The sequence below is a fragment of the Neobacillus drentensis genome (assembly GCF_036965425.1).
Lineage (GTDB): Bacteria > Bacillota > Bacilli > Bacillales > Cytobacillaceae > Neobacillus > Neobacillus drentensis_F.
On the sequence record NZ_JBALPP010000102.1, the window covers coordinates 26,175 to 46,460 of the forward strand.

Below are 20,286 nucleotides of genomic sequence, written 5' to 3' on the forward strand. Positions count from 1 at the left end.
GTTGTTTATTATATTTGCTCTTCTTCCTTAAGCAATTCAAGTGCTCTAAGAGCAGGTCCCTCAATTACATCGCCGGAATATGCATAGCGGGAACCATGGCAAGGGCAGTCCCATGTTTTTTCAGCTGCATTCCATTCACATTCACAGCCTAGGTGGGTACAGGTAGTGTCAACAACATAGAGTTTGCCGTCCTTATCCTTGTAAGCTCCTGCTCTTTTTCCTTTAAACATGACAGCTGAGCCTTCCCCATTCTGCAAGTCCTCCGGATTCTTTGGCACAAATTCCAGCTTCCCTTTGATTAAATGCTTGGCAACATCAAGATTAGCGGTAATAGCATTTTTTAGATCCGGGTCTGCCTGGAATCTAGATGGAGAATACAATTCTTTGTATGGATTTTCCCTATCCAAAACATAATCTGTGAGCAGGTGGCCAGCGAAAATACCTGTTGTCATGCCCCACTTTTTATAGCCTGTTGCTACTAAGATATGGTCCCGTTCAGAGGTGATTGGACCGATATAAGGGACTTTGTCCAGTGTCACTAAATCTTGAGCCGACCACCGGTATGCATATTCTTTGATGCCGAAGACATCTTCAGCAAATGCCTCCAGTGCTTCATAATGCGCCATCGTATTGATACCTTGTCCGGGTTTATGCTTTTCCCCACCGATGATGATAAGCTTTTCATCTCCATCAAGCGGCGTATAACGTATAGATCGAGGAGGGCTTTCAGCACTGATATACATACCGCCTGGATAGTCTTTATCTGTTTTTATTCCAATGGCGTAAGACCTGCTCGCATACATTCGTGCGAAATAAAGACCTACTTTATCAGAAAAAGGAAAATGTGATGCCATAATGACTTTTTTGCATGTAACGGTATTACCAGTTTTGGTGATGACTTTTGTCTCTCCGTCATCATCATCAATTTCATCAGCAGTTGTGTTTTCATAAACAGTACAGCCGCTTTTCACAGCTTCATCAAGAAGGCCCTTTAAAAATTTTAATGGGTGATATTGAGCCTGGTTGCTCATCATCAAGGCTGCTTTTGCAGGAATATTAAAAGGAATCGTATCCTTTAAAGCTCCATCAATACCCAGCCTTTTATAAGCCTCCCATTCGGTTTGCAGCTTGTCTACATATTCTTCGGTAGTTGCATAAATATAGGCGTCTTCCTTGCTAAAATCACAGTCAATCCCTTTTTCATTCATTGTTCTTTCTACAAATTCGATGGCACTAGAGGTGGAATCATAGTAATGTCGAGCCTTTTCTTCACCAAAATGATGGATTAGTTCATCATAAAGGATGTCATGCTGTGCCGTTAATTTCGCAGTTGTATGACCTGTTGTCCCATTTAAAACACTGCCGGCTTCCAATAACGCAACCTTAACACCCTCTTTTGAGAGCAAATAGGCTGTTGTAATACCCGTTATCCCTGCTCCTACAATGGCAACATCGACCGCTATATCTTCGTTTAATTTTTTAAAAGCAGGTAATTCAATCTCACGCCAATACGTTTTTGGGAATTGTGGGATATTCTCTGACGTCATATGTACTCCTCCATTTTCCAAAATGAACTCCTGTTTAATTTTTCCTAAAATGATAAAATTAATCTAAAAGTAAAAAGAAAGAACCTTGCTTGATGGGCAAGGCTCATTTTTTGAAATATGGAGGCTTGATGTATGAAAAACCCTTGGACGCCGGAAATTGAATTATCCTCTCAAGAAGCTAGCGAACTCATTGGAACGCAGTTTCCGCAGCTTAATCCTATCCAAATTAGCATTTTAGGGCTAGGCTTTGATAACACTGTCTTTAAAATAAATAATCAATACATTTTTCGGTTTCCTAGAAGAAGCGTAGCAGTAGATTTATTAAAAACAGAAAACCTGCTTTTGCCACACCTTTCCCAAAACCTTAATTTGCCTATCCCAACGCCCATTTTTTTCGGAAGCCCCAGCAGTACATATCCATGGCCATTTACTGGTTATCAAGCTGTTAATGGAGAAACACCATGCCAATTATCAGAAGAAATAAGACTTTTATCGGTTGAATCAATAGCAGAGTTTTTACGATCGCTTCATCATTTTCCAATCGACACGGCTAAAAACCTTCATGTACCATATGATCAACTGAATCGATTAAGTATTCCAATCAGAAGAAAAAAATTAGAGGAAAATGTAAATAAAGCTGTCGCAGATGGATTGATAAAAAATCCTGAAGTAATAGGAAATTATCTTAATAGGTTAAAAAATGTTGAGGTGAATCAGGAACATGCCCTTGTCCATGGCGATCTTCATTTTAAGAATCTATTAGTGGACAACAAAGGGTTGATTACAGGCGTTATTGACTGGGGAGATGTGCATATCGGACATCGTGCTGTAGATTTATCAATTGTCTATAGTTTTTTTCCGACTGCAGGCAGAAAACGATTTTTTGAAATTTATGGCAATGTAGACGAAATCACCATGTATCTAGCAAGATTTAAGGCAATTTTCACAAGTATAATGCTGGTTAGATTTGCTCATGACCAAAATGATCAAGAAGCTTTCGATGCTGCTGGGCAAGCATTAAATTTGGCCTTAGCGGATTAAGGAGATTCATTTTCTTCGGGAATAGGATCAATTCGTTTTGCATCATCAGAATTAAGACCGTTTCTTAAAAAATGAATCCAGGTTCCTACAGCAAAACCAAGACACAGAAGAAATCCGATGGTTGTGATCCACAAAAGAGCCATTGTAAATCCCCCTTTAGTTTAGCCTTGAGCGTCCAAAGAAGCTCGAGCTTTTTAAAATATATGCATAAGGGGGATTAATTTTTCCAACCTTTACAGTGTTTTCTTTATTCCTTTTTCTTCAATTCAGCATAATAATCGACTTTTTTAATATTAACGCCCACAAAGGTTTCGATAATGGACTGACCGCCAGCAATCGAAAAAATCAATATAACCACATAAGTAATCTTTGGGAATAATAAGTAAGCTGTCCCGAAGAAGATGGCACTCCAAACGCCTGCACACCAATAACACTTCAATAAATACCCAAACATGGAGGTCGGGACTTCCTTTGTTTCAGTTCCATTTTCTGTTTCCACTTTCACTTTTTTCACAAATGGCTTCCGGATGGATTCGGTAATTTTATCGAAAACAATTAAATGGGTGAATCGGTAGCTTGCTAAAATTAACATGATATAGGTCATCCACGAAATGTCTTTCAAATTTAGTCCTCCAAAACCTTTTGATTTCAACGTCTTAGTTAGAGATTTATTTTTTCAAGTCCTGTATATTTTGAGCCGGAAATCAAAAATATATATTCGGAGGAGGCTAAAAAATGAAAAAATCTTTTTGGTTTAGTTTAATGTTTCTACTTTCTCTTTTCTGCATTCCAAGCGTTTCATTTGCCCAGCAAATTTATACGGTTCAGCCGGGAGACTCGCTTTGGAAAATTGCCGTCAGGTATCAAGTAGGACTCTCAGAAATTATTTCAGCAAACCCGCAATTTAAGAATCCTGCAATGATTTATCCGGGTCAAAAGGTAACCATTCCAGACTTGGGCGGGGTTAAATCGATTGAAAACCAGGTTATTTCGCTGACGAATCAGGAACGGGCGAAAAATGGGCTAAAAGCGTTAACACCTGACTGGGAGCTTTCAAGGGTGGCTCGCTATAAGGCCATGGATATGAGGGACAAAAATTATTTTAGTCATACTAGTCCAACCTATGGCAGTCCGTTTGACATGATGAAAAATTTTGGCATTCAATATAGCTCTGCAGCTGAGAACATTGCCGCAGGACAAACCACTCCAGCATCAGTCGTCCAAGCATGGATGAACAGCTCAGGACACCGCGCCAATATTTTAAGCACAAGATCGACTTATATTGGTGTAGGCTATGCTGCCGGCGGTTCAAAACGATATTATTGGGTTCAGATGTTTATTTCAAAATAAAACAAGAAGGGTCAGTTTCTTATAAGAGACTGACCCTTTCTACGTCTCAGGTCTGAGTTGAAAATCAAGCTCTAGCGCAATTATGGGAGATAAAGAAAAAAGGTAAGATGATATCAAGATAAAGAAAGGAGTGAAAAACAAAATGAAAAAATTTGGTTTACTTTTAGCAGGTGGGATTGCGGCAGTCGTTTTACTGTCAACAATCGGTCCGATGGTGGGGCTGCTCGTTAGCCTCGTGCTCCTGTATTTCATATTCAAACAGTTTTTAAAAGCTAAATCGACTGGAGCAAAAATCGGTCTAGGGATTATCGGTGCGATCGTCCTAGTGGCTTCTATCCATAACATACCTGCCATCATTGGTGTAGCAGCAGCATATGTGCTTTACCTTGTTTATAAAAAATGGAACGAGAACAAGCATACCAAAATAAAAGAAGAATCAGATCCATTCGTGAATTTTGAAAAACAATGGAATGAATTAAAAAATTATTAAAATAAGACTGTTTTAGAGGTCATTATTGATTTTGAAACTATGTTGATTGGAGCGGAAGGCGCAAGACTCCTGCGGGAGTACGGGGCAGGGGAGACCCCACAGGCGCTTAAGCGCCGAGGAGGCTCCACGAACCGCCCGCGGAAAGCGAAGCGCCTGGAGCGGAAATCAACAGGCAAGTTTAATACAGCTAAAATAAAAGGAGAGAATGAACATGACAAACCTGTTTACAAGAATTAAAGATACCATTACTGCTGATTTACATGAAGCAATTGACAAAAAGGAAAAGCAAAACCCAATTGCACTACTTAATCAATACCTCCGTCAGTGTGAGCAGGAGACGGAAAAGGTTAGGAAGCTTCTGGAACGTCAATACACACTAAAGGATGAATTCACTAGGGAATACCAACAGGCGGTAGAATTAACCGAAAAAAGAAAGCATCAAGCGGAAATTGCCTCAAAGGCGGGCGAAACAGAGCTTTATCAGTTTGCGACAGCTGAGTTTCAACAGTATTCCGACCGTGCCGAGCGTCTAAGTGCTTCTCTTGAACAAGTAAATGGCCAGCTTGAAGAATTGGAAAGAAAGTATCAAGAAATGAAGCACAAATTAAAGGATATGCATCTTCGCCGGATGGAATTAATGGGCCGAGAAAATGTTACACGCGCTAACCTTCGGATCAATCAGGTGCTAGATTCAAATTCTTACTCTGATAAGTCTTACTCAAAATTTAAGGAAATTGAAAACTACCTAGATCGACTAGAGCATCAAGTAAATAGTTCTTTTCACCGCAGCACCATAGATGCCAGGATCGCTCAATTAGAAAAAGAAATGAAACTGGAAGAAAGCAAGTCCATTTAATGTAAAAACATGGTATGCTAAAAAAGACGTAGTTTTACGTCTTTTTGGCAATTGATAAATTCACAAAAAGGGAGGGTGGGCCGTTTGTTAAAAAATAAGAAAAATGAATATACAGGCTGGTTAGTTGTCATTGGAGCAGTTGTTCTTCTGCTTGAAATATTGTTTTTCAATCCTGGGCTTATTTTCTCCCTTTTTGTTTCTGGCGGTATGATTTATTTGGGTCGTAAATGGGCAGGAAAAAAGAAAGGGAAAGTTCTGTTCTACGGTGGAATTGTTTTCTTTGCAATTAGTATTTTATCAATGAAAACCTTCAAGTTTTTATTATTCGCTATTCTCTTGCACTATATTATTCAATTCTATCAATCGAAAAAGAATCCAAAGAAAATCCCGCTGGTCTTAACAGAATCAGACAAGGTCCCACATGAGGAAACGCTAATTAAGAGCAAGCCGCTCTTTGAGAATATTTTTTTCGGGCAGCAAAAAACTCCAGCAGGTGCCTATGAATGGAACGACATCAACATCCAGGCAGGGATTGGAGATACCAGCATTGATCTCAGCTATACCATGCTTCCAAAGGGAGAAACAGTAATTTTTATTCGTAACATAATCGGCAATATTCAAATACAAGTCCCATATGAATTGGAAGTAAGTGTTCATCATTCTTGTTTGACTGGTTCCACGTCTGTTTTTGATCATCATGAATCAAAGGTTTTTAATCAAGTCTTTCTCCTAAAAACACCGGGATATGAAACCGCAGAGCAAAAAGTAAAAATCTTTACATCGTTATTGGTGGGGAATTTAGAGGTGAGCCGGATATGAGCGCAACCCAGCGGCAAATTGTATGGAGTGTCACCTTTTCCTTTCTAACGGCCATTATTGTCTCAGCCATTTTTCTGAATGTGTTCCCACTTTCGGACTGGTCCCAAGTATGGGAGCGGCATTTTATGGGGATTCCGTTCATTGTTTTTATTCCAGCTTTTAGTATTGCAATAGGAATTCTACTAGGCGCCTACTCTGGTGTTTTTTGGAGAAGGCAGCTAGTGGATGTGGAGCAGGCATTACACCTGCTTGAAGAAGGAAAACAGCACGAAGTAAAACCAAAGCCTTCCTTAAGTGAAATTCAAAGTATCGCTAAGCGAATCGATAAAATAGGTAAACAAATGTCCGAGCAGGCAAAGCTCTCGCAGCGCCTTGCAACGGAAAAAGTAGAAGATCTCGAATCGAAAATTCAAGAAATTATTGAACAGGAACGGAATCGGCTTGCCCGCGAACTCCATGATTCCGTCAGCCAGCAATTATTTGCGGCATCGATGATGATGTCGGCAATCAATGAAACAAAGGAACAAACAGAAGAAACACGGGAAGCGAAACAATTAAAACTAGTAGAAGAAATGATCCATCAATCGCAGCTTGAAATGAGGGCTCTCCTGCTTCATTTGCGGCCGGTTGCCCTAAAGAATAAGACACTTAAGGAAGGAATTGAGGAGCTCTTAATCGAATTATCACAAAAGGTAACAATGGATATTAACTGGAAGGTGGAAGCTTTTCCGTTAGATAAAGGGGTAGAAGATCATCTTTTCCGGATCCTGCAAGAGTCGATATCAAACACGCTAAGGCATGCAAAAGCAAATAAGCTCGAGGTCCTGATGATTAAAAGAGATGATCTTGTTATTTTAAGAATTGTGGATGATGGCATAGGTTTTGAAGTGGATGAAATGAAAGCAGGCTCCTACGGAATGCAAAACATGCATGAGCGGGCGCTGGAAGTCGGCGGTACGTTAAAAGTGATAAGTGTAAAAAATAAAGGGACAAGACTGGAAGTGAAGGTTCCGGTGATGGTAAATGGAGATGGTGTAATTGATTAGAGTAGTATTTGTAGATGATCATGAAATGGTGCGAATCGGGGTTTCTTCTTACCTTTCAGCTCAGCCTGATATTGAGATTGTTGGTGAGGCTGATAATGGAAAAAAAGGGGTGGAATTAGCACTAGAACTCCGCCCGGATATTATTTTAATGGATTTAGTCATGAAGGAAATGGATGGAATTGAGGCGACAAGACAAATCGTTGAAAAATGGCCTGATGCAAAGGTCATAATCGTGACAAGCTTCCTCGATGACGAAAAGGTCTATCCTGCCCTTGAGGCGGGGGCGACAAGCTACATGCTTAAGACCTCAAAAGCAAGCGAGATTGCCAATGCCGTCCGCGCTACATACCATGGCCAGTCAGTCTTAGAGCCAGAGGTAACCGGCAAAATGATGGTGAAAATGCGCCAGAAGACCCAGCACCTGCCACACGAAGATCTCACCAGCCGTGAACTTGAAATTTTACTTCTTATGGCCCAAGGGAAAACCAATCAGGAAATAGCCGATGAATTGTATATCGCATTGAAAACAGTCAAAACACATGTCAGTAATATTTTAAGCAAGCTAGATGTTCAGGACCGCACCCAGGCAGTAATTTATGCTTTTAAACATTCTTTAATAAAATAAATTTTCAGGCTTTCCAATAATAAAATTGGAGAGCTTTTTATTTTTTAAAGAAAAAATAATTGAAAATTATTCTCAATAGATTTATTATAGAGAATGAAAATCATTATCATTATAGCTCGGCGGAGGGTTACATAAACATGAAATTATTAAAAGTATCAGGAATTTTACTAGTATCTAGCAGTCTATTATTTGGATGTTCAAATACTGAGAAAGATGCATCAACAGAAAAAGTAAAAGAAACAAATAATGCTTCCACAGATGCCTTTAAAGGTGTTACTGATGAATATCGGAAATATGCAATCGGTGAAATTGAAGAGTTTGTTAAGGCAACTGAAGCATTTACAACTGCGGTAAAAAACGGTGAATTAGATAAAGCTAAAGAACTTTATGGAACATCACGGATGCATTATGAACGTTCTGAACCTATAGCGGAAGTTTTCGGGGATCTTGATCCAAAGATTGATGCCCGTGAAGGGGATGTGCCTGAAGCGGAGTGGACAGGATACCACCGTATCGAAAAAGGATTGTGGGTTGAAAACACCACAAAAGGTTACGAGCAGTATGCGGATCAGCTGATGAAAGATGTGAATCTCTTAAGGGCTAAGGTAGATACTGTTGATGTGACACCAGAGCTATTAATTACGGGAGCGGTCGATCTTTTAAATGAAGTATCAACCTCCAAGGTCACTGGGGAAGAAGATCGCTATTCTCATACCGATTTATTCGACTTTGCCGCAAATGTGGAGGGTGCGGAAAAAATCTATCAGCTTCTTAATCCGGCATTAACGAAAAAGGATGCGGCACTTTCTAAGGATATTCAAGCCAAGTTTGATAATGTTTATAATCTATTAAAAAAGCATAAAACAGATGGTGGTTATAAATCTTACACAGATTTATCTCAAGCGGAAGTAAAGGAGCTTAGCCAGGCCATTGATGCACTTGCTGAACCACTTTCTCAAATTGGAATTGTAACGGAGGCGTCTTAAATGACAAACAATCCTAACAGCATAGAGGCACAAAAGGCAAATAAGATTTCGAGACGTGATGTCCTGAAAACTGCTGGTGTTGGCGGGGTAGGAATACTTTTAGGGGCATCAGGATTTGGCGGCTTGATGTCCATAACGGAAAGCAAGGCAACCAGTAAAACTGAAAAGGAAATCGTACCGTTTTATGGAAAACACCAAAGCGGTATTACAACAAAAGCGCAAAACCATATATATTTTGTTTCTTTAGATGTGACAACTTCAAAAAAAGAAGATTTGATAAAACTATTCAAAGATTGGACAAAGGCATCGGGACTAATGACTGAAGGGAAAACAGTTGGTGAACTTTCCAGCAATGAGTTTCTTCCTCCTAAGGATACAGGGGAGGCGGCAGGCTTATCTCCATCGAATTTGACGATTACCTTTGGAGTCGGACCGAGTCTTTTTGTAAAAAACAATCAGGATCGTTTTGGGTTAAAGCAGAAGCAGCCAAAGGAATTAGTCGATCTTCCGAAATTCCCGCTCGATGCTTTAGAAGAGGTGTGGACAGGCGGAGATCTGTGTATCCAGGCATGCGCGGATGATTTACAGGTGGCCTTTCATGCTATCAGAAACTTGATCAGAATTGCTCGGGGAAAAGCCATATTACGCTGGGCTCAGACAGGCTTCCAGCGGAGCAAACAGGCTGATTCAAAAAATGAAACACCTAGGAATTTGTTTGGCTTTAAAGACGGAACAATAAACCCGGATGTGAATAGCGAAAAAGAAATGAACGAAATTGTATGGGTGCAGCCAGGAGATGGTCCGAATTGGCTGGTAAATGGCAGTTATCTTGTTGTACGCCGTATTCAAATGTTTATTGAAGTGTGGGACCGTACTTTATTAAAAGAGCAGGAGAATACCTTTGGACGCCAACGCGAGAGCGGTGCACCTCTTGGTCAAAAAAATGAATTTGATAAACCCGATTTCAATCATAAAGATGAAAACGGACAAGATCATATTCCGGCTGATTCACACTTCCGGCTCTCTCGAGGGGATGGAACTCAAAAAATTCTTCGCAGAGGCTTTTCCTACTCTGATGGTATGGACGTAAAAACTGGGGCCCTGGATGCAGGTCTGCTTTTCGTGGGTTTTCAGCGGACGCCAAGCAAACAATTTATCCCTATTCAAACCCGTTTAGCGAATATGGATAAATTAAATGAATATATTTCACACCGCGGAAGCGCCATTTTCGCGTGCCTGCCTGGAACAAAACAGGGAGGTTTTATTGGAGAGACACTATTTAATTAGTGTTTTTCCTTTTATAGAGGAGAGAGTTATTATGCAAAAATTGTTGAAGCCATTTCTATTCCTGACGATATTATTTGTGTGTATGCAAGCAGTACTACCAGTTGCAGCGGCAGAAAATCATGATGAGCTTTTTGTCTTGATTGGCGATAGTTTAATGAAGGCGAAAGATGGTGACGGGGCCACTGTTGCTGAAAACATGGAACAATTCGCAAGCGAATGGGCTTCCATTAAAAAATCAGACAGCAAGCAGGCAAAAAAGGTGGACGAAAACCTTAATAAGGTTCAAAGTTTACTAGCCAAAGACAATGTGGATAAAGTGGCTCTTTCAAGAAGCCTATCGGCTCTGTCAAGTTCAGTTGTTCTGTATGATCAGGAACAAAATCCAGAGGATAAGGCAAAAGGGAAAGAGCAAGTAAAACAATTACTTACGATAACCGCGAAATTAAAGGAATCGATAAAGGGCGGGAATCCATTAACCCTAAAGGCTGAATACCAGTCGCTCCTAAATCAATGGAATGCATCCGAAAAGATTGTTCATGATGAAAGTATTGTGACTTACGGGAACATCGAAAAATACATGGCATTAATCCGTATCGCGATTACACAAAACCCAGCGGATCTTGAAAAGGCTGAAACGAATGTAAACCAGTTAACCAAAGTCGTGGAGAATTTTTTAGCTGGCAAGGTTACGAAGCAGGTAAAAGGAGAATATTCGTTATCAGACCTGACGGCATTATTAAGTAAGGCAGAGAATGAAATTTCTGACAAGGATTATCAAACTGCTATCAGTCATTTAAATGAAATTCTCGATATCTGGCCAATGGTTGAAGGGGATGTATCAACAAAGGACAACAAGCTGTACAGCGATATTGAAACGAAAGTTCCTGCCGCTATCAGTATATTAAGCTCCAAAAAAGTAAATGGCACAAAAGCACTGACGATCGTAGAGGACTTAAACTCACGACTTGCTCCATTAACGAGCAAAACCGATTATTCTTTATGGGATGCGGCACTTATTTTATTACGTGAAGGGTTAGAAGGGCTGCTGGTTGTTGCCACCCTTATTGCTTTCTTAAAGAAAATGGGCCAGCAGACTAAACAAAAATGGATTTGGGCTGGTGTTGCGGCTGGCGTGCTGGTAAGTGCAGTGCTTGCAGTCATTATTAATATTGTCTTTTCGAAGATCGCAGCAGCGTCAAGCCGGGAGTATATTGAAGGCATAACGGGTGTTATAGCGGTTGTCATGATGTTGACGATTGGGGCATGGCTTCATAATAAATCAAGTATTGGGAATTGGAATAAGTATATAAATCAGCAGATGCAAGAGGCCATAGCAAGAGGAAGCCTTCTTTCTTTTGCGTTTATCAGCTTTTTGTCTGTTTTTCGTGAAGGTGCGGAGACCATCATTTTTTACGCGGGGATAACACCGTATATAAGCCTGCAGCAGTTAATCTTGGGGGTACTTCTAGCTGTAGGATTATTAGTGATTGTCGGATTTGCCATTATTCACTACAGTGTTAAAATTCCCATACGCTTATTCTTTAAGGCTGCAACTTTATTAATATATTTCTTAGCCTTTAAAATACTGGGAATTAGCCTCCATGCCTTACAGGTTTCAAATGTACTTTCCACCAGTACCGTACAAAATCTCCCGTTCATAGATTGGATGGGATTATATCCAACCTGGGAAACCACATTAACTCAAGCTCTGTTAGTCGCTGTCATCATTCTAATGACATGGACGATTAAAAAGCGCACGGTTACAACAAACATTTAAAAGGGCGAATGCCCTTTTTTTGTTGTCACCAAAAATATTCTCCTAATATTCATGGAACTTGTCTCATAAGTTATAAGGTGATATTAAAATAAGGGAGAATAAAAAAGTGGCTATTTACTACAAAAGTGTGTTCTTTTTAGCGGCTTCTGCATTTTTGGGTGAAGGAATTGAGTTCTTAGTAAATATGATACTGGCAAGAGAATTGGGAACACACGGTTTAGGGCTTTATATGTCCGTTCTGCCAACGATATTTTTAATTGTCCTGCTTTCGAGCTTCGAACTGCCAGTCTCGATTTCAAAATTCATTGCTGAACGGGAAGAACGCTATCACCGAAATATTCTTTATCATGCCATTACAATCACCATTATCTTTACTAGTATTCTATTTTTATTGGCAACCGTGATTATCCCGTTCATCCCGATTTTTAAAACGTACCATCCGTATGTAAAATGGTTTGTTATGATGCTCATTCCGGTTATTTCCTTTACTTCGGTAGCAAGAGGTTATTTTATGGGAAAACAGCAGATGGGAAAAATTGCCGTTTCCAATTTTTTAAGGAAAGTCGTGCAGCTTGCCGGCCTATTTATCCTATTTCGATTCCTTGCTTTTGACTCGGAAAGAGCTCTACTGATCGCTATTGGCACATTAATTGGCAGTGAAATCGTTGTTTTCCTTTACCTCATTTACATGTTTATCATTCAATTTCAACAAATCAAGCGCCAGCCTTTTTCCAATCTAAATCGGAAGGCCGTTCGGAAAAATTTAATGGCCGTTTCAATACCGACGACTGGAATGCGCTTGTTTTCTGCCTTTACCAACGCCGTTCAACCGTTCGTCATTAAAGCAGCATTAGTACATTCTGGAATGACGGAAAAACTTGCCACCGAGCAATTTGGGATGCTGATGGGTGTGGCGATGTCGATTGGCTTCTTTCCAGCTTTTATTGCTCATTCGCTATTAGTTGTTCTCATTCCTGCTGTCTCGAAAGCCCATTCCGAGCGAGATTATCCTACCTTACAAAAAATGCTGCAGCAGGTGATGAAGCTTACCCTTTTGTACGGTGTTGCAGCAGTCACCATTTTCTATTTTTATGCACCAGAATTAACGTCCCTTTTCTTTAAATCGGAAACACCTGCTATCTTTCTGCAATTACTATGGCCGTTTTTCTTGTTCCATTTCTTTATTATGCCGATGCAGGCTTTTATGATCGGTTTAGACATGATTAAAGAAGCGTTTATTCATATTATTTGGTCAACCGTCATCTCCTTTGGACTTATTCTTTGGCTTGGTTCTCAAGCGGAGTGGGGAATGAATGGAGTTATTATTGGAATGAATACGGGTTCTGTCTTATTAGCGATGATGCACTATTTAACGATATGCAAGAAAATAGGCTTTTCCATTTTTATGAAGGGGCTTATTCAAAAAGAGCAGAAATTTAATGATGGGGTGTAGGGGTCAGTACCATCCTTTCCGTCTAATAAAGTAGGTGTTATTTTATTAAAGGGAAGGATGGAATAAATGGGAAAAGGATTTGTTCAAACATTTGAAGAATTAATAATAGAACATGGGCCAGCCATTTTTAAATATATTTTATCGTTAGTGAAACAGAAGGAACTTGCCGAAGACCTTTATCAAGAGGTGTTACTTTCTGCTTATTTGGCATATCCTGCAGTAAAGGAGTATTCAAAGTATAAAAACTGGTTGTTTACTATAGCAGTTAATAAATGCCGAGATTATTGGCGTAAAGAAAACAAGTCCAAATTATTCTGGAAGGAAGAGGTTTATTCCTACTCAGCCTCGGCTTATTGCTCTCCTATTCCTGAAGAGGAAGTCCTACATAAATTTTCCGCTAAACAAATGGCTGAAAAAGTAAACCTCCTGCCTGAAATTTATCGTAAACCTATTTATCTTTATTACTATCAAGATTTAACTCTAGATGAAATTGCACGAAAGATTAATCTGCCGATGTCTACGGTAAAAACTAGGATGAAACGAGCGAAGGAACGACTACGGCCCAAAGTGCAATCTTTCGCTTGATGCTCCTTTTTAAACAATTCACTTAGAGGAGAATGTTCACGATGACTGGAAATGGTACAAAAGAAATCCCTGCGCATTTAAAGCCGTTTATTTCCAAACAATACTACCATCGCTATACTCCTATCGAACATGCAGTCTGGCGATTTGTAATGAAGCAAAATCACTATTTTTTGAAACAAATTGCGCATCCTGCCTATGTCAATGGCCTCCGAGATTCTGGTATCAAAACCGAATCGATTCCAAAGGTAGAGGATATGAATACGAGCTTGGCAAAAGTGGGCTGGGGGGCCGTTACGATTGATGGCTTGATTCCAGGATCGGCCTTTTATGGTTTTTTAGCAAACGGCCTTTTACCGATTGCCACAGAAATAAGGAATATCCAAAACATTGCGTATACACCGGCACCCGATATGCTTCATGAAGCAGCAGGGCATGCCCCGATTTTATTAGATGAATCTTACAGGGAATTCGTTAAGAAAATTGGAGAAATGGGCGCAAAAGCCCTGTCCAGTAAAGAAAAACTAGAGGTATTTATGGCGGTTCGCCATTTAACGATTGTCGCTGAGGACCCTAAATCAACGCCAGAGCAGGTGAAAGCTGCGGAACAGCAAGTGGCTGAAGCTAGAAAGAAGGTAAAAGGATTATCAGAATCTGACCAAGTATCACGGCTTTTTTGGTGGACCGTTGAATATGGATTAATTGGCGAATTAGATAATCCAATAATTTATGGTGCCGGCTTGCTATCTTCAGTTGGTGAAAGTCAAAGCTGTTTAAAGGAAGATGTAAGAAAAATTCCTTTTTCCGTTGAGGAATGTACGAAAACTCCTTATGATGTGACAAAGCCGCAGCCGCAATTATTTGTTTGTAAAAGCTTTGATGATTTAGTTGCTAAGATTGATGAATTTGCTAATACGATGGCATTTCGAAAAGGCGGGACAGAAAGCCTTGAAAAGGCATTAACGACTGAAAATACAGCCACGATGGTTTTCTCTTCTGGTTTGCAGGTAACTGGAACGGTTGCAGATATTTTGAAGGATGATACAGGAGAAGCTGTTTATTTCCGAACTGCAGGGCCTACTGCTTTATCCTATGATAACCACCAATTAGCAGGCCATGGCACCGAAACACATCGCAAAGGCTTTGGAACGCCAATTGGCAAATTAAAAGGTGATATTGTCCTTGAACAATGCTCTAGAGAGCAATTACAATCTCTAGGAATCATTGAAGAAAAGGAAGTCGTTCTAAACTTTCAAAGCGGGGTAAAGGTAGAGGGGACGGTTAAAAGTATCTTATACTCAGTGAACACGCCAATCATTATTTCCTTTAAGGATTGTACAGTAACCTTTAAAGATCAGGTCCTTTTTGAAAAAGCATGGGGAACTTTCGATATGGCTGTTGGGTCAAGAATCACCTCTGTCTTTGCAGGTGCTGCCGATCCTAACAATTATTTTGAAATTGAATCAAAAGAGGAAATCGGGGATGAAATGGATCAGCCAAGCTGGAGTGAGCTTGAGGGGTTATATGAAAAGGTCCGGAACTTACGCGAGGCAGCCGTTTGGAATGAACAGAGTTTATCCAGCTTAAATGTAGTTTTAGATAAATTGGATCAAGATTATCCGTACGAATGGCTGTTGCGCTTGGAGATATTAGAACTCTATAAAATTCATAATGGCAATCATACCAATGTTGATAGAATTTTAAAAGTATTAAATAAAGCTGATTGGGAGTCAACTGTGAAACAAATGATTGGTCGTGGTCTGACTTTGTTTAACGGTAATTAACAACAAAAGGAGCTTGGGGTGTGACCCTAAGCTCCTAATTTGTTAGTCTTTACTATTTAAAATTCCAAAGATACGGAGAATGCTGATAAATAGATTAATGAAGTCCAAATATAAGTTTAATGCCATCAAAGGCACTTCCTCTGCTCTAACTCCATTATGCTTCATGCGGCTGATATCAAAGAGAACGTACCCGCTGAAAACTAATACTCCGATAAATGAATAGGCAAGCATTCCAGTAGAGCTTAATGGAAAGAAAATATTAAAAATTGAAATTGCTACTAATGCAAGCAAGGCAGCAAGTAGAAAACCACCTAAGAAAGAAAAGTTCTGTTTCGACTTTGCAGCGTAAATAGCAATACCTGAGAAAACAACAGTAGTGCTTGCGAATGCCATTATAACGACGTTAGCGCCTGAAGTAGCTAGGTAGTAAGCAACGATTGGATATAAGGTAATTCCTGAGATAAATGTGAAAATATACAGGAATGAGTAAGACATTGCTTTTTTCCGTCTGACGAAGAATGCGATCATCAGCATGACAAATTCTAAAATGGCTAATGGCATAAACAGAGCGGGCGGTACAAATACTCCTGCCATAGTCCCTAAGAAGGCAATGGCTAGAGAAAAGGCAAACGTCCGTATAACAGATGGCATAAATTCAGCAGATGTTTGTGGATACAATTTAGCTTCACCTCAAAATATTGTATTACTAAGTTATACGTAAAAGTGGTCAAGATGTTTCATTTTTTCTAAAAAAATCTTTATCTTCTTTTAACAGATCGCGAATTTCGGCTAATAACTCTTCTTCACGACTGATTTTTGCTTCCACTTTAGCAGGCTCTTCTTTCTTCTTAAAGCGGCTCAGAAACTTTATAAAAAGGAAAATCGAAATGGCGATAATGAAGAAATCAAGGACTGATTGAAGAAATACGCCATATTTTATCGGTCCATAGGCGAGATCCTTAATATCCTTTACGTTTACTGCACCGCTAATTACTACAATTATTGGCATAATGATATCTGCCACCAGGGATGAGACGATTTTACCGAACGCTCCGCCGATAATAACCCCGACAGCTAAATCAATAACATTGCCCTTCATGGCAAATTGTTTAAATTCTTTCCACATCCAAAAATACCTCCGAAAATAGTTTCTTAATTGTATATTGTAACCATAAGACTCTTAAAATTTCAAACTCAAAGGATTTCCAACAATATGTTGATTGACAGTTCCTTTAATTTTAACTATAGTAACTATGTTAAATTAAATTTATCTGCACCCGTTTATGGGAGAGGTTCATAGCGTATACCCTCTATAAAAAACTATGGAATGGACAAATTGACCATATCCTTAGGATATGGTTTTTTATTTCTTAGTTTTTGAGCTCCTATAATTCGCGGTTAACATAAGGAGGACTAAAAATGGCTGGAAGAACAGATGCCGAATTAGAAGGCGTAACACTACTTGGTAACCAAGGCACAAAATACTTGTTTGAATATACACCTGACGTATTGGAGGCGTTTGATAATAAGCATCCAAACCGTGATTATTTTGTAAAATTCAATTTCCCTGAATTCACAAGTCTTTGTCCAAAAACAGGGCAGCCTGACTTTGCAACAATTTATATCAGCTACATTCCAGATCAAAAGATGGTCGAAAGTAAATCTCTTAAGCTATATCTTTTCAGTTTCCGTAACCATGGGGACTTCCATGAAGATTGCATGAACATCATCATGAATGATTTAATTAAGTTAATGGATCCAAGATACATCGAGGTTTGGGGCAAATTCACTCCAAGAGGCGGCATCTCTATTGATCCTTACTGCAATTACGGCAGACCGGGGACAAAATATGAGCAAATGGCCGATCACCGCATGATGAACCACGATCTTTATCCTGAAAAAATTGATAACCGTTAATCACTCTAAAGAGCAGCCTTCCATTTCTGGGACTGCTCTTTTTCAAGAGATTAAATTCATTTTTAACGCTTTTACCGCGGCATCCGTTCTGTTTTTAGCGGCTAATTTTTGAATAATAATGGAAACATAATCGCGAACGGTATAGCTGCTTAAATGAAGCTCTTTTGCGGCTTCGTTGATAGAAGCGCCTTCTGCGATCAGTTTCAAAACTTCCTTCTCCCGCGTGGTTAAGAGGCAATCAGAGCCGCCAAATTGTTGAATGGCCTCATCCCATATCGAATACATTAATTCCCCTGCATACCTGCCAAATTTTATTAGTGTCGCCAAGGTTTGTGAGGATACAGCAAATTCAGAGTTTTCACCCTGATCCAATAAGGCAATTCCAAGCAATCTGCTTTTTGAGGGTGCAAATATTGGCAAGATAACTAATGAACGAAGCTTATACTCCTGCACATATTTCTTGGGTAAAATCTCAACTGCATCCTCAAAGTATAAAGGCTGGGATTGAATCAAAGGAAGTAAATATTTCTGAATTAAGGAAAGCTCGAAAACATCTTCTTTAATTTGCTGTACCGATGGGATGCTGACATTATAACCAGAAACACCAATCCCCGTATCTTCATAGTGATTATATAAAAATAAGGCACAGCGGCTAAAAGGCATATAATCCACTAATCCCTTTGTAATGGCTTTAACTGCATCATCGGCATTACCAGAGCATAATAAGTGCTGCAAAAACAGGAGGGAAGCATCCTTCCAAACTATTTTTCTTTCTAGATGATAAAGCTTCAATTGGCGAAGATACATATCCCGAATAAACTGGATTTGCTGTTCACCAATCACTAAATCGTGTTCCTGCAGACACACGAGCAGAATTTCATTCAAACAGGGAATTTTGAGGATTCTTCCCTTATCTGTACCTGCTCCAATCAGTCTGGAGATAGCCAGTGAAAGATGGTCAATTTCCCCTGATTTTAATCCGGAGCACATATTAAGCAGATGGCTGTCCACTTCGTGTTCAGGAGAACAAACGACACTATCAATTTGAAAATCGTCCTGTTCTTTTTTTACAACAGCCACCCATTTCATTGGGAGAATGTTCGTCGCCATGATCATTTTAACCCATTTATCGGTTAGGTTCTCACTGTCTTGGGTTAATAGCGCCTGGTCAAGGATTCTTGCAAAAAAAGCTTGGATGGCCTGATGGTCGAAAAAGGAGGCAGATGGGGTGGCGGCTACAAGCTTATGAAACATATTTTCAATCGTAGTAACGAGAAAGATAGTCTCATTCTCATCAAACTTGTTGGAAAAACGCTTTTGCCATTCTGTCAGCACCGAAAGAATAAAAGAGTCTATACGGGGCTTCTTTTCACTTAAAACTTTTTGAATGGCAATTTCAATCATAATATCAAATTCATCTACTAAACTTTCGTTTCGGAATTTTAATGTGGGCAGGAGCTCTTTCCATTCTTTCATAAATGGCTCACGATGCTCCATAAGGATATCAAGCCCTTTCAGTAACAGCTGTTCCACTTTATGCTCCATATACTTCCGCCTCCATATCCTCTCTATGAATAAAATATTCGATGGAAAAAACTCTAATATGACCGTAGTGAAAACTCAAACCCGACATTTGTCGGGTCTTTAATAATTTTACGATATTTTTCGTGATTGTAGTAGGAAAACAAGGGTAGTATGGTATAGAAAAGATAGATTGTTTTAAAAATTCAAAAAATAGGAGGGGTTTAAATGCAAAATCCAGTTCAACTCGTGGAGGGCACGACAAGCAAGAAAGTTTTTTGGTCAGCATTAGGCGCTGGAATTTTAACGTTAGCATTATTATTAGTTTCATTTGGTGTATCAGGTGTGGCCTATGCTGTTCCGATTGCTGGTGTAGGTGATTTTTATGTGGAGTTTGACAAATTAGTTGGAACTGGTTACACCTTCTATCCAAAAATGGGTGAAACAGGCACTTCTGACTCAGCTCCCCAAGGTACCAATTTAATCGAAAATTTAACCATTGATAATTTGCAATTGTATAAGGATTTTAAAGTGGGAGGAGAGTGGATTCGTGTAAAAATAACGGCTTCGAAACCAGTTCAGATCAGCGGATTGCAGCATGACGCCGGTCTAATTGAGGCAGATGCCAAATTCCAGAACTTAGTCCTTCAGGAAAAGCACAGCGATGACTGGCAAAAACAATTCAAGCAAACTTCTTCCTCAATTGTTTTAGAACATGCCAAACTAAAAACGCACTATCTCTTCCAGAAGACCATTAATATGAATGGAATGAAACTTACCGTAGAAAAAATTAACAAATAGGGAGTGCGTGCAGATGGGTGTTAAAAAATGGCGTAAACAAAGGCCGGTGTGGGGAGCATTACTAACTATTGTAAGTGGTTTAATGATATTATGGGTTCCTTTAAATCTTTATCTAAGTACCTTCCTGCCTGGGTCAATTGCGATTATTGGGCTGCTTTTTGGCGGATTAATAACCCTAATTGGAATTGTAGCTTTATTTTTTCCCAATGCTTCAAAGATTCTTGGAATTTTCACCATATTTTTATCCATCCTTTCCGTTATTGGCGCCTTAGGCGGGTTCCTATTTGGCACTATTTTTGGAATTATTGGCGGCGCACTGTTGATGGCATGGCGACTTGGTCCAGCGAAGGTAAAAGTCTCACGTTCTGGCAGCGTTGAAGAGACGGTACACAATTTTTAAAGGA

General features: G+C 39.6%; 22 protein-coding genes and 1 riboswitch. Of the genes, 16 read left to right on the forward strand and 6 right to left on the reverse strand.

Annotation, left to right across the window (positions count from 1 at the left end):
* Positions 1–8 precede the first annotated feature (8 nt).
* Entirely contained in the window at positions 9–1,547 is a 1,539-nt protein-coding gene (locus V7161_RS22295) for an FAD-dependent oxidoreductase (protein WP_335715051.1), read from the reverse strand.
* 132 nt (positions 1,548–1,679) lie between these two features.
* Between V7161_RS22295 and V7161_RS22300 the strand changes: the two genes are divergently transcribed.
* On the forward strand, positions 1,680–2,588 hold the full coding sequence (locus V7161_RS22300) for a phosphotransferase (protein WP_335715052.1): 909 nt from the start codon (positions 1,680–1,682) through the stop codon (positions 2,586–2,588).
* Here the strand turns inward: V7161_RS22300 and V7161_RS22305 are convergent.
* Positions 2,585–2,731, reverse strand: coding sequence for a hypothetical protein (locus V7161_RS22305; protein WP_289986739.1), 147 nt, complete (start codon positions 2,729–2,731; stop codon positions 2,585–2,587). The genes V7161_RS22300 and V7161_RS22305 overlap by 4 nt on opposite strands.
* Before the next feature lie 104 nt (positions 2,732–2,835).
* Complete coding sequence (locus V7161_RS22310; protein WP_335715053.1) at positions 2,836–3,210, reverse strand: DUF1360 domain-containing protein; 375 nt, start codon at positions 3,208–3,210, stop codon at positions 2,836–2,838.
* A gap of 113 nt (positions 3,211–3,323) precedes the next feature.
* On the opposite strand from V7161_RS22310, the gene safA reads away from it, so the two are divergent.
* The 12 genes from safA (at position 3,324) to V7161_RS22370 (ending at position 15,643) form a co-directional block, all read left to right on the forward strand.
* The gene (gene safA / locus V7161_RS22315; RefSeq protein WP_223589654.1) at positions 3,324–3,938 is read left to right on the forward strand and encodes a SafA/ExsA family spore coat assembly protein; all 615 of its coding nucleotides are present in this window, start codon (positions 3,324–3,326) and stop codon (positions 3,936–3,938) included.
* A 142-nt stretch (positions 3,939–4,080) separates the two neighbouring features.
* A complete protein-coding gene (locus tag V7161_RS22320; protein WP_335715054.1) occupies positions 4,081–4,428 on the forward strand; it encodes a flagellar basal body rod protein in 348 nt (115 codons plus the stop codon).
* Positions 4,429–4,639: 211 nt separating this feature from the next.
* A complete protein-coding gene (locus V7161_RS22325) occupies positions 4,640–5,284 on the forward strand; it encodes a PspA/IM30 family protein (RefSeq protein WP_335715055.1) in 645 nt (214 codons plus the stop codon).
* A gap of 75 nt (positions 5,285–5,359) precedes the next feature.
* Complete coding sequence (liaF, locus tag V7161_RS22330; protein ID WP_335715056.1) at positions 5,360–6,103, forward strand: cell wall-active antibiotics response protein LiaF; 744 nt, start codon at positions 5,360–5,362, stop codon at positions 6,101–6,103.
* Positions 6,100–7,149: a sensor histidine kinase gene (locus tag V7161_RS22335; protein WP_335715057.1), complete on the forward strand. Its 1,050-nt coding sequence runs from the start codon at positions 6,100–6,102 to the stop codon at positions 7,147–7,149. Before liaF ends, V7161_RS22335 begins: the two co-directional genes overlap by 4 nt.
* On the forward strand, positions 7,142–7,774 hold the full coding sequence (locus V7161_RS22340) for a response regulator transcription factor (protein WP_335715058.1): 633 nt from the start codon (positions 7,142–7,144) through the stop codon (positions 7,772–7,774). Before V7161_RS22335 ends, V7161_RS22340 begins: the two co-directional genes overlap by 8 nt.
* Before the next feature lie 137 nt (positions 7,775–7,911).
* Positions 7,912–8,760, forward strand: a complete 849-nt coding sequence (gene efeO / locus V7161_RS22345) for an iron uptake system protein EfeO (protein WP_335715059.1) — start codon at positions 7,912–7,914, stop codon at positions 8,758–8,760.
* A complete protein-coding gene (efeB, locus tag V7161_RS22350) occupies positions 8,761–10,047 on the forward strand; it encodes an iron uptake transporter deferrochelatase/peroxidase subunit (protein WP_335715060.1) in 1,287 nt (428 codons plus the stop codon).
* Between the two features lie 31 nt (positions 10,048–10,078).
* Positions 10,079–11,824 carry an FTR1 family iron permease gene (locus V7161_RS22355; RefSeq protein WP_335715061.1) on the forward strand — a complete coding sequence of 582 codons (1,746 nt, stop codon included), beginning with the start codon at positions 10,079–10,081 and terminating at the stop codon, positions 11,822–11,824.
* Between the two features lie 106 nt (positions 11,825–11,930).
* Positions 11,931–13,277, forward strand: coding sequence for a polysaccharide biosynthesis protein (locus V7161_RS22360; protein ID WP_335715062.1), 1,347 nt, complete (start codon positions 11,931–11,933; stop codon positions 13,275–13,277).
* A gap of 66 nt (positions 13,278–13,343) precedes the next feature.
* On the forward strand, positions 13,344–13,862 hold the full coding sequence (locus V7161_RS22365) for an RNA polymerase sigma factor (protein ID WP_335715063.1): 519 nt from the start codon (positions 13,344–13,346) through the stop codon (positions 13,860–13,862).
* A 41-nt stretch (positions 13,863–13,903) separates the two neighbouring features.
* Positions 13,904–15,643 (forward strand): aromatic amino acid hydroxylase, encoded by a 1,740-nt coding sequence (locus tag V7161_RS22370; RefSeq protein WP_335715064.1) that lies wholly within the window; start codon positions 13,904–13,906, stop codon positions 15,641–15,643.
* Positions 15,644–15,685: 42 nt separating this feature from the next.
* Here V7161_RS22370 and V7161_RS22375 read toward each other — a convergent pair whose 3' ends face one another.
* Positions 15,686–16,294: a Bax inhibitor-1/YccA family protein gene (locus tag V7161_RS22375; RefSeq protein ID WP_335715076.1), complete on the reverse strand. Its 609-nt coding sequence runs from the start codon at positions 16,292–16,294 to the stop codon at positions 15,686–15,688.
* Between the two features lie 76 nt (positions 16,295–16,370).
* Positions 16,371–16,769 (reverse strand): large-conductance mechanosensitive channel protein MscL, encoded by a 399-nt coding sequence (mscL, locus tag V7161_RS22380; protein WP_335715065.1) that lies wholly within the window; start codon positions 16,767–16,769, stop codon positions 16,371–16,373.
* A gap of 157 nt (positions 16,770–16,926) precedes the next feature.
* Positions 16,927–16,973: riboswitch (PreQ1 riboswitch) on the forward strand.
* 89 nt (positions 16,974–17,062) lie between these two features.
* Between mscL and queF the strand changes: the two genes are divergently transcribed.
* On the forward strand, positions 17,063–17,560 hold the full coding sequence (gene queF, locus V7161_RS22385) for a preQ(1) synthase (protein ID WP_335715066.1): 498 nt from the start codon (positions 17,063–17,065) through the stop codon (positions 17,558–17,560).
* A 42-nt stretch (positions 17,561–17,602) separates the two neighbouring features.
* Here the strand turns inward: queF and V7161_RS22390 are convergent, their stop codons facing one another.
* Entirely contained in the window at positions 17,603–19,105 is a 1,503-nt protein-coding gene (locus tag V7161_RS22390; RefSeq protein ID WP_335715067.1) for a LuxR C-terminal-related transcriptional regulator, read from the reverse strand.
* A 204-nt stretch (positions 19,106–19,309) separates the two neighbouring features.
* Here V7161_RS22390 and V7161_RS22395 point away from each other — a divergent pair, with 204 nt between their 5' ends.
* Positions 19,310–19,882: a DUF6230 family protein gene (locus tag V7161_RS22395; protein ID WP_335715068.1), complete on the forward strand. Its 573-nt coding sequence runs from the start codon at positions 19,310–19,312 to the stop codon at positions 19,880–19,882.
* Between the two features lie 13 nt (positions 19,883–19,895).
* Positions 19,896–20,282: a DUF6114 domain-containing protein gene (locus V7161_RS22400; protein WP_223589678.1), complete on the forward strand. Its 387-nt coding sequence runs from the start codon at positions 19,896–19,898 to the stop codon at positions 20,280–20,282.
* The last annotated feature ends 4 nt before the right edge of the window (positions 20,283–20,286 follow it).

Excerpts from the sequence above, each read along its gene's own strand:
- V7161_RS22295 (WP_335715051.1), bottom strand. The coding sequence starts at position 1,547 with ATGACGTCAGAGAATATCCCACAATTCCCAAAAACGTATTGGCGTGAG.
- V7161_RS22300 (WP_335715052.1), top strand. The coding sequence starts at position 1,680 with ATGAAAAACCCTTGGACGCCGGAAATTGAATTATCCTCTCAAGAAGCT.
- V7161_RS22305 (WP_289986739.1), bottom strand. The coding sequence starts at position 2,731 with ATGGCTCTTTTGTGGATCACAACCATCGGATTTCTTCTGTGTCTTGGT.
- safA (WP_223589654.1), top strand. The coding sequence starts at position 3,324 with ATGAAAAAATCTTTTTGGTTTAGTTTAATGTTTCTACTTTCTCTTTTC.
- V7161_RS22320 (WP_335715054.1), top strand. The coding sequence starts at position 4,081 with ATGAAAAAATTTGGTTTACTTTTAGCAGGTGGGATTGCGGCAGTCGTT.
- V7161_RS22325 (WP_335715055.1), top strand. The coding sequence starts at position 4,640 with ATGACAAACCTGTTTACAAGAATTAAAGATACCATTACTGCTGATTTA.
- V7161_RS22335 (WP_335715057.1), top strand. The coding sequence starts at position 6,100 with ATGAGCGCAACCCAGCGGCAAATTGTATGGAGTGTCACCTTTTCCTTT.
- efeO (WP_335715059.1), top strand. The coding sequence starts at position 7,912 with ATGAAATTATTAAAAGTATCAGGAATTTTACTAGTATCTAGCAGTCTA.
- efeB (WP_335715060.1), top strand. The coding sequence starts at position 8,761 with ATGACAAACAATCCTAACAGCATAGAGGCACAAAAGGCAAATAAGATT.
- V7161_RS22355 (WP_335715061.1), top strand. The coding sequence starts at position 10,079 with ATGCAAAAATTGTTGAAGCCATTTCTATTCCTGACGATATTATTTGTG.
- V7161_RS22365 (WP_335715063.1), top strand. The coding sequence starts at position 13,344 with ATGGGAAAAGGATTTGTTCAAACATTTGAAGAATTAATAATAGAACAT.
- V7161_RS22370 (WP_335715064.1), top strand. The coding sequence starts at position 13,904 with ATGACTGGAAATGGTACAAAAGAAATCCCTGCGCATTTAAAGCCGTTT.
- V7161_RS22375 (WP_335715076.1), bottom strand. The coding sequence starts at position 16,294 with ATGCCATCTGTTATACGGACGTTTGCCTTTTCTCTAGCCATTGCCTTC.
- mscL (WP_335715065.1), bottom strand. The coding sequence starts at position 16,769 with ATGTGGAAAGAATTTAAACAATTTGCCATGAAGGGCAATGTTATTGAT.
- queF (WP_335715066.1), top strand. The coding sequence starts at position 17,063 with ATGGCTGGAAGAACAGATGCCGAATTAGAAGGCGTAACACTACTTGGT.
- V7161_RS22390 (WP_335715067.1), bottom strand. The coding sequence starts at position 19,105 with ATGGAGCATAAAGTGGAACAGCTGTTACTGAAAGGGCTTGATATCCTT.
- V7161_RS22395 (WP_335715068.1), top strand. The coding sequence starts at position 19,310 with ATGCAAAATCCAGTTCAACTCGTGGAGGGCACGACAAGCAAGAAAGTT.
- V7161_RS22400 (WP_223589678.1), top strand. The coding sequence starts at position 19,896 with ATGGGTGTTAAAAAATGGCGTAAACAAAGGCCGGTGTGGGGAGCATTA.